The organism is Kitasatospora sp. NPDC056800, from assembly GCF_042789775.1.
Taxonomy (GTDB): Bacteria; Actinomycetota; Actinomycetes; order Streptomycetales; family Streptomycetaceae; genus Kitasatospora.
In genome coordinates this window covers 37,693-50,329 of record NZ_JBHUAL010000019.1, presented here as the reverse complement: position 1 = coordinate 50,329, position 12,637 = coordinate 37,693, and the positions used below count along the sequence as shown (strand labels likewise).

Sequence of the window (12,637 nt, the reverse complement as noted above, 5' to 3'; positions counted from 1 at the left end):
TCAGGGCTCCTATTCTCCTGCACATGAGTAACAGTGCAGGGAAGGCCCGGTCAATGCCACTCCACTCGGTGTCCGTCGCCGGAGTGGTGGTGCGTGAGGACGGCTGCGTGCTGGCGATTCGTCGGGCTGACAACGGAACTTGGGAACCCCCGGGTGGCGTGCTGGAACTGGGCGAGGCCATCGAGGACGGCGTGCGCCGCGAGATCTATGAGGAGACCGGGATCAAGGTCGGCGTGGAGCGGCTGACCGGCGTCTACAAGAACGTGAGCCGAGGTATTGTCGCCCTCGTCCTTCGCTGCCGACCGGAGAGCGAGGCGATGCGGCTCTCGGAGGAGTCGGTCGAGGTCGCTTGGCTCTCGCCGGCCGAGGTCTCCGAACGCATGGCCGAGGTCTATGCCGTACGTGTCCTGGACGGGCTTCGGGGCGACGCTGCGCCAAGTGTCCGGGCTCATGACGGTCGTCACCTGCTGTGACAGGCCAGGCGGCGGAGGTGGTGGGCCATGTCCAGGTGTGTCTAGGAGGGTGCCCCGGACGCTCCGCGGCGGACTCACTGGTTTTGGCCGCTTCCATGGTCGTCCCGACACCCGGAAGCGGTTGGCTGACTGGCGCTCCGGGGCGATTCTCGTGGTGCGCCAGCCACTGTTCGTTGTTCGGCCGCAGGTCCAACGCGCTGTGAAGGCTCAGAGCTCGGCAGGGAATCCCAGCAGAGCTGCGATCCGGGCGGGAGTGCCAGGCTGCCCGTCGGCGAGGACGGTGGTGATGCCGAGGGCTTCGGCCGGGGGCAGGTTCCTCGGGTGGTCGTCCACGAACAGGCAGGCCTCGCCGGGCAGTTCGAGTCGGTCCAGGGTGAGCTGGTAGATCGCCGGATCGGGCTTGGCCACACCCTCCCGCTCGGAGACCACCGTCACGTCGAACAACTCCCACACGCCCAGGGCCTCGTACGGGTCGTACGGGTCGAGGCCGAAGGAGTTGGAGAGCAGCGCTACCTTGAGGCCGGCCCGCCGTGCCGAGCGGGCGAGCGCGATCATGTCGTCGGCGGGCCGGACGCCCGACCATGCCCGGCCCATCAGGTTCTCGTGCTCCGGCACGCCGAGGATGGGGGCCACCCGCCGGTTCCACTCCGCCTGGCTCAGCCGTCCGGCTTCGAGTTCGGTGTACAGGCGGCTGGCTTCCGGCTCGTAACCGAGCGTCTGCCGCCACGCCCCGGCGTCGAGGCCCTGGGCGAGGCACCACTCGCCGTGTGCGGGGCCGGCATTGGCGGTCAGTACGCCGACGAAGTCCAGGATCAGAGCTGCGAAGGGGAGTCCGGCCTCGCCGGGGCGGGTGGCGGTCGGGGTGGTCAGTGTCATGCGGGGGTCGTCCTCTCCTGTCACTTCCGGGCGTTGAGGCGGCGGGTGGGTTCGGCGGTGGTGGGGTCTTCGGGCCAGGGGTGGCGGGGGTAGCGGCCCCTGAGGTCGGCGCGGACGGCGCGGTAGCCCTCGCGCCAGAAGGACTCCAGGTCGCCGGTGACGGCGGCGGGGCGGCCGGCGGGGGAGAGGAGGTGGATGGTCAACGGTATGCGACCACCGGCCAGGGTGGGGGTCTTGGTCCAGCCGAAGAGTTCCTGCAACTTGGCTGCCAGCACTGGGCGTTCGGTCGTGTAGTCGACTCGTATCTTCGATCCGCTGGGCACCGTGATGCGCTCGGGGGCCAGCTCGTCCAGGCGGCCGGCTTCACCGGTGGCCCAGGGGAGGAGGCGCTGGAGGGCGGCGGTCGTGTCGATCCTCGCGAGGTCGGTGCGGCGGCGGGCGCGGGAGAGTTCGGGCTCCAGCCACTCGTCGGCGCGGTCGAGGAGGGCCTCGTCGCTGACGTCCGGCCAGGGGGCGCCGATGGCGCTGTGGAGGAAGGCGAGGCGCTCGCGCAGGTTGGACCGGAACGTCAGCAGGGTGCTCACTCCCTCGCGGGCGAGGCCTTCGAGGAGGGCAGACCGGACGAGCAAAGGGTCGGGGCGGTTGAGCGGCTTCTCGGCCAGCTCGATGGCGCCCAGCGATTCCACCCGGCGGGAGACGACCTCGCCCCGCCGGGTGTCCCAGTGGACCTCGGCACGGTTGCTGACCAGCGCCGCCCCGGCGGCCAGGGCGGTGGCCTCGTCGAGCGCCGCCGCGTGCAGGATGCGCGCCGAGTGCGACCCCGCCGGGCGGTCGGCGACCGCGACGGCGAGCCAGGGCAGGGTGCCGAGCACGGTGCCGGGGGCGAGTTCGGCGGCCGTGCCGGAGGCCATCAGGTACGGGCTGCGCTCGCCGGGGGCGGGCCGTTCGACGCGGGCGCGGGCGATCCGCTCCGGGAAGGCGAGGGCGACGACGAGTCCGGCGGCGGCCGCGTCGGGTAGGTCGGTGGCGGGTTCGTCGGAGGTGGCGCGGAGCAGGCGGCGGACTTCGTCGCGCCAGCGGCCGGCGTACGGGTCCTTCGCGGAACGGACGGTCCGCCAGACCGCGCCGAGGTCGTCGCCCAGGGCCCGCGGCGGCTCCTCGGAGAGCAGTGCGACGACCTCGGCCGCCCGCCGCGCTCCGACCGCCGCCGCCCCGTCGACGAGGGCGCGCCCCAGTCGGGGGTGCAGCCCGGTGCGGGCGAGCCGGACGCCGCGCGGTGTGGCCCGTCCGTCCGGGGAGACCGCGCCGAGGGCGGTGAGGGTCTGCCGGGCGGCGGCCATCGCCCCGGCGGGCGGGGCGTCGGGCAGGGCGAGGCCGGTGGCGTCCGGGTCGCCCCAGCAGGCGGCCTGGAGGGCGAAGGGGGTGAGGTCGGCGAGCGCGATCTCGGGGGTGGGGAAGCGGGCGGCGAGGGCGTCCTCGGCCTCGTTCCAGCAGCGGTAGACGGTGCCGGGGGCTTCGCGCCCGGCGCGGCCGGCGCGTTGGCGGGCGGCGGCGAGCGAGGCGCGGACGGTGACCAGCCCGGCGAGGCCGCGGGCGTGGTCGGTGCGGGGTTCGCGGGCCAGTCCGGCGTCGACGACGACCCGGACGCCGGGCACGGTGAGCGAGGACTCGGCGACGGCGGTGGTGAGCACGACCCGCCGTGAAGGGGACGGGGTGAGCGCGGCGTCCTGGACGGCCTGCGGGGCGCGGCCGTGCAGCTGGAGGACATCAACAGAAGGCAGGCCGCCCAGCTGCCCGGCGACCCGGGAGATCTCGCCGACGCCGGGCAGGAAGCAGAGCACGTCCCCGTCCCGCTCGCTCAGCGCTCGCCGCACCACCGCCGCGACGTGGTCGAGCAGTGCCGGGTCGACCCGGGTGCCGTGGGCGGGCCGGACGGCGCGCGGCGGCGGTGCCCAGACCACCTCGACCGGGTGGGAGGTCCCGTGGGCCTCCACCACCGGGGCGCCGCCGAGGAGTTCGGCCCAGGCCTCGGTGTCGGAGGTGGCGGAGGCGCAGACCAGGCGCAGTTCGGGCCGCAGCGCCGCCCGGACGTCCAGCAGGAAGGCGAGCGCGGTGTCGGCGTCGAGGTGCCGTTCGTGGCACTCGTCCAGGACGACGACGTCCACACCGGGCAACTCCTGGTCCCGCTGGAGGCGTTGCAGCAGGACGCCGGTGGTGACGACCTCGACGACCGTGTCCGGCCCGGTGCGGCGCTCGCCGCGCACCGTGTACCCGACCTCGCGGCCCACGGACGAGCCGAGCAGCCAGGCCATCCGCCGGGCGGCGGCCCGTACGGCGAGCCGGCGCGGTTCGGCGACCAGCACCCGGCGTACGGGCCGGCCGTCGGCGAGCAGTCCGGCCAGGGCGAGCGGCACCAGGGTGGTCTTGCCGGTGCCGGGCGGCGCGGCGAGGACGGCGGTGCCGGGGCCGTCCAGCGCGTCGTGCAGGGCGGGCAGGGCGGTGCGGACGGGCAGTTCGCGCCAGGCCGGGTTCAGCAAGACATCAGCCCCGTTCGGCGACGAAGATCGCGGTCCCGGGGATCAGCCGCCCGCGCAGCGGGGACCAGCCGCCCCACTCCTGCTCCAGGCCGGCCGGCCACTCGGGCTCGACCAGGTCGACCAGCCGGAAGCCGGCGGCGACGAGTTCGCGGACCCGGTCGCCGACGGTGCGGTGGTGCTCGACGTAGGTGGCGCGGCCCTGTTCGTCCTGCTCGACGTACGGGGTGCGGTCGAAGTAGGAGGAGGTCGCGGTGAGGCCCTCGACGCCGGGCTCGTCCGGGAAGGCCCAGCGGATCGGGTGGGTCACCGAGAACACCCAGCGCCCGCCGGGCCGCAGGACCCGGTGGACCTCGCGCATCAGGGCGGCGGTGTCGGCGCTGAACGGGACGGCGCCGTAGGCGGAGCAGGCGAGGTCGAAGGAGGCGTCGGCGAAGGGGAGGACGGCGGCGTCGGCCTGGACGACGGCGACGGGCGTGGTGCCGCGGCCGAGGTCGATCCGGCGGGAGTGCTGGAGCTGGCGGTAGGAGATGTCGAGGGCGACCGGCCGGGCGTCCCGGGCGGCCAGCCAGCGGGAGCACTGGGCGGCGCCGGCGCCGATCTCCAGCACGTCGCGGCCGGCGACGTCGCCGAGCAGGCGGGCGTCGGCCTCGTCCAGGCCCTCGGGGCACCAGGTGAAGCGGTCGTCGCCGAGGAACTCGCCGTGCTCGTCCTGGTACTCGTCGGCGTTGCGGTCCCACCAGTGCCGGCTGGCCCGGCTGCTCTCCCCGGTGCCGGCCGCGCGGCGCACCGCGTCGTCGCCCTCTTCCTCGACCCGCGCGGCGGAGGTGTCAAGATCGTGCAGGTCTGCTTGGGGGGTGGTGGCCACGGTGACAATGCCCATCGCGTAGGGTATGGAGTGCGGAAGCGCCGCTGCCGCGAACCGGCCCGTCAGGGTCCGGATCCTGGCGGTGGCATCCGGGGACGTGGCCCCTTCGGGCGCCGCCGCGAGGCGCGCATTCGGAGGATATGGCCTGATCCGTACCGGGCTCCACCGTCTTGCCGTCCTTCGGCATTGACCGTGCCTGGCCGTCCCCGTATGCTACAAGTTGCGCTGCGGGCCTGCGCGCCTCGGACGGAGCAGGTCGCGCTCGCATCTGTCGAAGACCCCACGGTCGCAAGACGGACGCCGGTTCTCGTTGTTACGGGACCACCGGTGTGCCGTGTTCTTGGCTGTCCGGCTTTCGGTGGGAGCGATACGGGCCCTCCGCGTGGCATTACCTACGACTTTCATGTCCGTACCGGAGCCCTTTTCCTAATGACGAGCCCCACCGACTCCTCCCTCAGCACCACCCCGCAGGTCGCGGTCAACGACATCGGCGACGCGGAGGCCTTCCTCGCCGCCATCGACGAGACCATCAAGTACTTCAACGATGGCGACATCGTCGAGGGCGTCATCGTGAAGGTCGACCGTGACGAGGTCCTCCTCGACATCGGTTACAAGACCGAGGGCGTCATCCCGTCCCGCGAGCTCTCGATCAAGCACGACGTTGACCCGCACGAGGTCGTCGCCGTCGGTGACAACATCGAGGCCCTGGTTCTCCAGAAGGAGGACAAGGAGGGTCGTCTCATCCTGTCCAAGAAGCGCGCTCAGTACGAGCGTGCCTGGGGCACGATCGAGAAGATCAAGGAAGAGGACGGCATCGTCACCGGTACCGTCATCGAGGTCGTCAAGGGTGGTCTCATCCTCGACATCGGCCTCCGTGGCTTCCTTCCGGCCTCGCTCGTCGAGATGCGCCGCGTCCGCGACCTCCAGCCCTACGTGGGCAAGGAGCTCGAGGCCAAGATCATCGAGCTGGACAAGAACCGCAACAACGTGGTCCTGTCCCGCCGTGCCTGGCTGGAGCAGACCCAGAGCGAGGTCCGCCAGACCTTCCTCACCACCCTGCAGAAGGGCCAGGTGCGCTCCGGCGTCGTCTCCTCGATCGTCAACTTCGGTGCCTTCGTGGACCTGGGTGGCGTCGACGGCCTGGTGCACGTCTCCGAGCTGTCCTGGAAGCACATCGACCACCCGTCCGAGGTTGTCGAGGTCGGCCAGGAGGTCACCGTCGAGGTTCTCGACGTTGACATGGACCGCGAGCGCGTCTCCCTGTCGCTGAAGGCGACCCAGGAGGACCCGTGGCAGCAGTTCGCCCGTACCCACCAGATCGGCCAGGTCGTTCCGGGTAAGGTCACCAAGCTGGTTCCGTTCGGTGCGTTCGTCCGCGTGGACGAGGGCATCGAGGGTCTGGTCCACATCTCCGAGCTGGCCGAGCGCCACGTCGAGATCCCGGAGCAGGTCGTCCAGGTCGGCGACGAGATCTTCGTCAAGGTCATCGACATCGACCTCGAGCGTCGCCGCATCAGCCTGTCGCTCAAGCAGGCCAACGAGGCCCTGGGTGCCAACCCGGCCGAGGTCGAGTTCGACCCGACCCTGTACGGCATGGCCGCCTCGTACGACGACCAGGGCAACTACATCTACCCGGAGGGCTTCGACCCCGAGGCGAACGACTGGCTGCCCGGCTTCGAGAAGCAGCGCGAGGAGTGGGAGCGCCAGTACGCCGAGGCGCAGTCGCGCTTCGAGCAGCACCAGGCGCAGGTCATCAAGAGCCGCGAGGCCGACGCCCAGGCCGCCGAGGAGGGTGGCGACGCCGTCGCCGCTGCCGCCGGTGGTTCCTACTCGTCCAGCAGCGACGAGGGCTCGGGCGCCCTGGCCTCCGACGAGGCCCTGGCCGCTCTGCGCGAGAAGCTGGCCGGCGGCCAGAGCTGAGGCTCTCGCTTCCCGCTAGCCGATAGCTAGACGGTGGGCCCCACCCGGATTTCCGGGTGGGGCCCATTTGTTTTTCCCCATGCGCTTTCCGTCATTTGCTTTTCGCCATGACTTATCACGCCCTGACTTATGTGTGGTTTATGTGAAGGAAAGTGTGAGATGGGGCTCATTGCCCATCTATAGGCCGTAGTTCGGGTTGCCCCTAGATTGAGGGGAGCCGCCCGAAAGGCTCCTCATGCGCACTCCCTCTCCCGCCGCCCCCACCGCCGTGGTCGGCGGCAGGCTCGCGGCCGTCGGCCGGTTCTGCTTCCGCCACCGCCGTTGGGTGCTCGGCCTGTGGGCCGTCGTCCTGGTGGTCGGCGTCCTGATCGGTGGCCGGGTCTTCGAGGGCTCGGTGGCCGGGGCCTCCTCCGCCAGCGCCGAGGCCGACCGGGGCGGCGCGGTGGTCGCCGCGGCCGACCCGGCCAAGGGCACCGTCACCGCCGTGGTGGACGGCCGGCCGGTGGACGATCCGCAGGTGAGGGCCGCCGTCGAGCGGGCCACCGCCGAGATCGCCGCCCTGCCCGGGGTCTCCTCCGCCCTCGACGCGTACGGCACCGGACCGGCGCCGGCCGCGCTGCGCTCCGCCGACGGGACGGCGAGCCTGGTCACCGTACGGATGGCCGACACCGCGAGCACCGCCCAGACCGACGCCGTCACCCAGCGGCTCGCCGCGCTGAACGGGGCGGGCGGCGCCCACGTCACGGTCGGCGGGGACCTGGTGCTCCAGCAGGAGGTCAAGAAGCAGACCGAGAAGGACACCCGGTTCGGCGAGCTGGTGACGCTGCCGCTCACGCTGATCGTCATGGTGCTGGTCTTCGGCGGGCTGGCGGCGGCCGCGCTGCCGGCGATCGGGGCGGTCGCCTCGGTGGGCGGCGCGCTGCTGGCGATGTTCGGGTTCAGCCGGATCATGGACATCGACACCAGCGTGCTGCCGATCGCCACGGTGCTGGGGCTCGGGCTCTCGATCGACTACGCGCTGCTCATGGTGAATCGTTTCCGCGAGGAACGCGGCCACGGCGCGGACATCGCCGCCGCCGTCGAACGGACCGCGGCGACCGCCGGGCGCACCGTGGCCTTCTCCGGACTGACCGTCGCCGTCGCCCTCTCCGGCCTGTTCGTCTTCACCAGCCCGGTGCTCGGCGCGGTGGCCGCGGCCGGGGTGAGCGTCGTGGTGATCGCCGTCGCCGCCGCGCTGACCCTGATCCCCGCCCTGCTCGGCTTCGCCGGCGCGCGGATCAAGGCGCCCGCCGCGCCCGTGGCCGACGAGGGGTTCTTCAGCCGGACCGTGCGCCGGGTGCGCAAGCGGGCGGTCCTGGTCACGCTCGCCTCGGTGGCCCTGCTGCTGGCGGCCGGGGCGCCGTTCCTCCACGCCGAGATGCGCAGCTCCGGCGCCGCCGTCCTGCCCGCCTCCTCGGCCGGACGGCAGGTCGCCGAGACGATCGACCAGCGCTTCCCGCAGGCCTCGGCCGCACCGATCACCGTGGTGGTCGAGGGCGGGGCGCCGGTGGCGCAGGCGTACGCGGACGAGGTGGTCGCCAAGCTGCCCGGGGTGAGCGGGGTGCGGGCCGTGTCGCCGGTGGGCGACGCGGTCTCCACGATCGACGTCCTGGTGCCCGGGGACCCGCAGGGCGGGCAGGCCAGGCAGGTGGTCGAGGAGCTGCGGGCCGACCGCGGCGGGCTGACCACCTACGTCACCGGCGGCGCGGCCTTGGTGGTGGACTTCCAGGACGAGCTGCTCTCGCGCGGACCGTGGGCGCTGGGCCTGGTCGCGGCCGGGACGCTGGTGCTGCTCTTCCTGATGACCGGCTCGGTGGTGATGCCGGTCAAGGCGCTGCTGATGAACCTGCTCTCGCTGGGCGCCTCGCTCGGCGCGCTCACCCTGGTGTTCCAGGACGGCTGGTTCAGCGGGCTGCTCGGGTTCAGCCCGACCGGCGGGCTGGAGACCTTCATACCGGTGCTGGTCTTCGCCTTCGCCTTCGGGCTGTCGATGGACTACGAGGTGTTCCTGCTCGCCCGGATCAGGGAGCTGACCCTGCGCGGGCACGGCTGCGTCCGGGCGGTGGAGCTGGGCGTGCAGCGCAGCGGTCGGATCATCACCTCGGCGGCGCTGCTGATGGTGATCGTCTTCGCCGGGTTCGCGCTCGGGGACATGCTGATGGTCAAGCAGATGGGCATCGCGCTGGCCGTCGCCGTCGCGGTGGACGCCACCCTGGTGCGGTGCCTGCTGGTGCCCGCCGCGATGAGCCTGTTCGGCGAGTTCAACTGGTGGGCGCCCGCCCCGCTGCGGCGGCTGCACCGGCGGTTCGGGCTGAGCGAGCACGTCGACCTGCCGGAGATCGGGGCGGCGGATGTCCCGGTGCCGCGGCCGGTGGTGCCGGCGGCGGAGAGCGGGTCGGTGCCGGAGAACGGGTCGGCGGTGGTCCCGGCACCGAGGCCGGCCGACGGGGAGGCGGCGGCCCGCGACGGCCTGGTGGGCTCAGCCCAGCCGGCGTAGCAGGTCGACCGCCGCGCGGAGCCGGTCCCGTTCGGCGGGGTCGAGGCGGGACTCGATGGCGGTGGCGATCCGGTGTTCGCGGCGGGCGCGCTGGTCGAGCAGGGCGGTGCGGCCGGCCCCGGTGGCGGTGACGAGCAGCTTGCGGCCGTCGGTGGGGTGGGGCTGCTGGACGACCAGTCCGGCCTCGGTCATCAGCGCGACGGTGCGGGCCATCGACTGGTGGCGGACCCGCTGGAGGGCGGCGAGTTCGGCGACCGTGCAGGAGCGTTCGTCGCGGACCAGCAGGCCGAGGACGGCGGCCTGGTTCTGCGGCAGTTCGTCGCTGTCGCGCAGGGAGCGGACCAGGCTGCCGAGGGCGGCGCGCAGGTCGGCGGCGAGTTCCAGGGTGTCCGGGTGCGGGGCTTCGCTGGTCATGGGGGAAGTCTATCGGCAAAATATCCAGCACTGCTGTACAGCCTTGCTGTAGGGTTTCGAGCATGCGAATCACCAAGTTCGGACATGCCTGCGTACGCGTCGAGCACGGCGGCAGCACGGTCGTCGTCGACCCCGGGAGCTTCACCGACCCCGCCGCCCTGGCCGGGGCGGACGCCGTCCTGATCACCCACGAGCACATGGACCACTTCGAGGAGTCCCGGCTGCGCGCCGCGCTGGAGGCCGACCCGGCGCTGCGGGTGTGGACCAACCGGGCCGTCGCCGACCAGCTGGACGGCGTGGCGCAGCGGGTCGGCGTGGTCGGCGAGGGCGACGCCTTCGAGGTCGGCGGGCTCGGCGTCTCGGTGCACGGCGAGTGGCACGCGGAGATCCACCGGGACATCCCGCCGGTGCGGAACATCGGCTTCCTCTTCGACGGCCGGCTGTTCCATCCCGGCGACGCGTTCACCGTGCCGCCGCACGCCGTGGAGACCCTGCTGCTGCCGATCGCGGCCCCCTGGAGCAAGGCCTCCGAGGTGGTCGACTACGTCCGGGAAGCCTCGCCGCGCCGTGCGGTGCCGGTGCACGAGGCGGTGCTCAGCCCGATCGGGCTCGCCGTGCAGACCCGGCTGGTCGGGCCGGACGGGCCGGGGACGGGTGCGGAGCTGTTGGTGCTGGGGGAGGGCGAGAGCCTGGAGCTGGGCTGACCGGGCCTGCGCTCGACCGGGTCCGGGCTTCGCCGGGCCTGTTCGGATCGGAGCCGGGCCTGTTCGGGTCGGAGCCGGGCCGACCGGGCCTGGGCCGGCCGGGCCTCTGCTGACGGGTTCGAGGGGGCACCGGTAGCCTGACGCCATGCTGAAGATCGGACTGACGGGCGGCATCGGTGCGGGCAAGAGCGAGGTGTCCCGGCTGTTCGCCGCGCACGGCGCGGTGATCGTGGACTCCGACGTGATCGCCCGCGAGGTGGTCGCCCCCGGAACGGACGGTCTGGCGGCCGTGGTCGCCGAGTTCGGACCGGGGGTGCTGCGGGAGGACGGCTCGCTGGACCGTCCGGCGCTCGGCGCGGTCGTGTTCGCCGACCCGGAGCGGCTGAAGGCGCTGAACGCGATCGTCCACCCGCTGGTGCGGACCCGCTCCGCCGAGCTGGAGGCGGCGGCCGCGCCGGACGCGGTCGTGGTGCACGACGTGCCGCTGCTGGCCGAGAACGGCCTGGCGCCGCTGTTCGACCTGGTCGTGGTGGTGGACGCGGCCGACGACGTGCGGCTGGACCGGCTGGTGCGGCTGCGCGGGATGGCCGAGGAGGAGGCCCGGGCCCGGATGGCCGCGCAGGCCTCCCGGGACGGGCGGCTGGAGATCGCGGACCTGGTGATCGACAACGGCGGCGGCCTGGCGGAGCTGGAGGCGCGGGTGGCCGAGGTCTGGGCGGAGCTGGTGCGGCGCGCGGCGGCCTGACGCCGGGTCGGCCCCCGGCGACCGATCGGGGCGCCCGGCGGCCGGCGGCCGTCGGCCCGAGCAGTCGTCGGACCGAGTGGCCGGGAAGGGACTGGTGGAAGGCTCCGGCGGGAGGGGAGCATGGCGGAATGGATGATCGTTTCTCGCCCGCGCCGCCGCTCGCCGGACAGCCTCCCGCCGGACAGTCTCCCGCCGAACAGCCGCTCGTCGGAGCGCCCGTGGTCGAACGGCTCGCGCAGTACGGCCGCGCCGAGCAGGCTGAGATCCTCGGCCCCGGGGACGACCCGTACGGCGTCGCGTACACGGGGCTGACCTTCCGCCCCAAGGAGATCCACTTCGGCGTCCGGGCCGCCGACGGCCGGCTCGTCGCCCACACCGGACTGGTGCCGCTGCCGCTCACCGTGGGCGGCACCGACCTGGCCGTGATGGGCGTCGGCGGGGTCTGCGTCGCGCCCGACCGGCGCCACGGCGGCCTCGCGCAGGCCGTGGTCGGGGCCGCCCTCGACCACGCGCGCACGCTCGGCCACCGGTACGCGCTGCTGTTCTGCCGCCCGCCGCTGGCCGCGTTCTACCGGGGGCTCGGCTTCCGGGAGGTGGCCGAGGGCGTGACGGTGGAACAGCCGGAGGGGCGGCTGGCGGAGATGCCGCTGCGCACCATGTGGGCGCCGCTGGCCGTCGGGGCCGGGTGGCCGGAGGGGCCGGTGCGGCTGCGGTCGCTGCCGATGTGAGACGCGCTCGCGCATGAGACGCGCTCAGGTGCGGGGCTTGATCAGGCCGTTGCCACGGTCGCGGCCGGGGTGTCCGCGTCCGCGTGCGCCACGGCGGCGCCGGCCAGGGCACGGATCATGGGGTGCGCCCGGGTGCCGTCGCCGGACAGCTCGGGCTGGAAGAGCGAGGCCAGGAAGAACGGGTGGCCGGGCAGTTCCAGGACGCGCACCTCGCCCGACTCGTCCGCGCCGCTGAACCGCAGGCCGTGCGCGGCCAGCCGCTCCAGGTAGGCGCCGTTGAGTCCGTACGCGCAGTGGTAGCGCTCCAGGGTGCGGGTGGCGCCGAGGACCCGCTCGGCGAGGCTCCCCGGGGTGACGGTGACGGCCCCCTCGTGGCCGACCAGCGAACAGGCCAGCGGGACGATCACCTGCTGCTCCGCGTCCGGGTGGTCCTCGCCGTTCACGGCCCCGGCCAGGCCGCAGACGTTCCGGGCGTACTCCAGCACCGCGTGCTGGAACCCGGCGCAGGTGCCGAGGAAGGGGATGCCGCGCTCGCGGGCGGTCCGGACGGCGGCCAGCGCGCCGGCCTCGCTGCGGTACGGGCTGCCGGGCAGCAGCCAGACCGCGTCGAAGCCGTCCAGGGCGCCGGGCGCGGCGGCGTCCCCGGTCGGGATCCAGTAGGCGTCCAGGACGAGGTGGTCGTGCTCGGCGAGGGCGTCCAGCAGGCCCGGGATCCGGGCGTGCGAGCGGACGGCGGGGGAGCGGTCGCCGACGAGGGCGACCCGCGGGGTCTGATGCGTCATGCGGCTATCCTGACCCCGCACCCGAGATCAGCGCCAACGATGATTCCTTAAGCTTCG

Annotated in this window: 11 protein-coding genes; 6 read left to right on the top strand and 5 right to left on the bottom strand. The window is 73.3% G+C overall.

The features are described from left to right. Nucleotides 1-11 precede the first annotated feature (11 nt). Nucleotides 12-473, top strand: a complete 462-nt coding sequence (locus tag ACFRQN_RS06820; RefSeq protein WP_380738791.1) for an NUDIX hydrolase — start codon at nt 12-14, stop codon at nt 471-473. A 207-nt stretch (nt 474-680) separates the two neighbouring features. On the opposite strand, the gene ACFRQN_RS06815 is transcribed toward ACFRQN_RS06820, so the two are convergent. The 3 genes from ACFRQN_RS06815 to ACFRQN_RS06805 are packed head-to-tail and all read right to left on the bottom strand — an operon-like array spanning nt 681 to nt 4,766. Next, entirely contained in the window at nt 681-1,349 is a 669-nt protein-coding gene (locus tag ACFRQN_RS06815; protein ID WP_380738772.1) for an HAD family hydrolase, read from the bottom strand. A 20-nt stretch (nt 1,350-1,369) separates the two neighbouring features. Then, a complete protein-coding gene (gene hrpB / locus ACFRQN_RS06810) occupies nt 1,370-3,886 on the bottom strand; it encodes an ATP-dependent helicase HrpB (RefSeq protein ID WP_380738770.1) in 2,517 nt (838 codons plus the stop codon). Between the two features lie 4 nt (nt 3,887-3,890). After that, complete coding sequence (locus tag ACFRQN_RS06805) at nt 3,891-4,766, bottom strand: class I SAM-dependent methyltransferase (RefSeq protein ID WP_079271777.1); 876 nt, start codon at nt 4,764-4,766, stop codon at nt 3,891-3,893. Between the two features lie 414 nt (nt 4,767-5,180). Between ACFRQN_RS06805 and rpsA the strand changes: the two genes are divergently transcribed. Both rpsA and ACFRQN_RS06795 read left to right on the top strand, forming a co-directional pair. Beyond that, complete coding sequence (gene rpsA, locus ACFRQN_RS06800) at nt 5,181-6,671, top strand: 30S ribosomal protein S1 (RefSeq protein WP_049653883.1); 1,491 nt, start codon at nt 5,181-5,183, stop codon at nt 6,669-6,671. Between the two features lie 235 nt (nt 6,672-6,906). Then, complete coding sequence (locus ACFRQN_RS06795; protein WP_380738768.1) at nt 6,907-9,207, top strand: MMPL family transporter; 2,301 nt, start codon at nt 6,907-6,909, stop codon at nt 9,205-9,207. Here the strand turns inward: ACFRQN_RS06795 and ACFRQN_RS06790 are convergent. Beyond that, complete coding sequence (locus ACFRQN_RS06790) at nt 9,190-9,621, bottom strand: MarR family winged helix-turn-helix transcriptional regulator (protein WP_074000974.1); 432 nt, start codon at nt 9,619-9,621, stop codon at nt 9,190-9,192. The genes ACFRQN_RS06795 and ACFRQN_RS06790 overlap by 18 nt on opposite strands. Before the next feature lie 62 nt (nt 9,622-9,683). Here ACFRQN_RS06790 and ACFRQN_RS06785 point away from each other — a divergent pair, with 62 nt between their 5' ends. The 3 genes from ACFRQN_RS06785 to ACFRQN_RS06775 all read left to right on the top strand — a co-directional run bounded on the left by ACFRQN_RS06785 (nt 9,684) and on the right by ACFRQN_RS06775 (nt 11,798). Continuing rightward, entirely contained in the window at nt 9,684-10,325 is a 642-nt protein-coding gene (locus tag ACFRQN_RS06785; protein ID WP_074000975.1) for an MBL fold metallo-hydrolase, read from the top strand. A gap of 145 nt (nt 10,326-10,470) precedes the next feature. Further along, on the top strand, nt 10,471-11,070 hold the full coding sequence (coaE, locus tag ACFRQN_RS06780) for a dephospho-CoA kinase (RefSeq protein ID WP_074000976.1): 600 nt from the start codon (nt 10,471-10,473) through the stop codon (nt 11,068-11,070). A gap of 128 nt (nt 11,071-11,198) precedes the next feature. Continuing rightward, the gene (locus tag ACFRQN_RS06775; protein ID WP_079271778.1) at nt 11,199-11,798 is read left to right on the top strand and encodes a GNAT family N-acetyltransferase; all 600 of its coding nucleotides are present in this window, start codon (nt 11,199-11,201) and stop codon (nt 11,796-11,798) included. 41 nt (nt 11,799-11,839) lie between these two features. On the opposite strand, the gene ACFRQN_RS06770 is transcribed toward ACFRQN_RS06775, so the two are convergent. Continuing rightward, nucleotides 11,840-12,580 (bottom strand): hypothetical protein, encoded by a 741-nt coding sequence (locus tag ACFRQN_RS06770; RefSeq protein WP_074000978.1) that lies wholly within the window; start codon nt 12,578-12,580, stop codon nt 11,840-11,842. Nucleotides 12,581-12,637 lie beyond the last annotated feature (57 nt).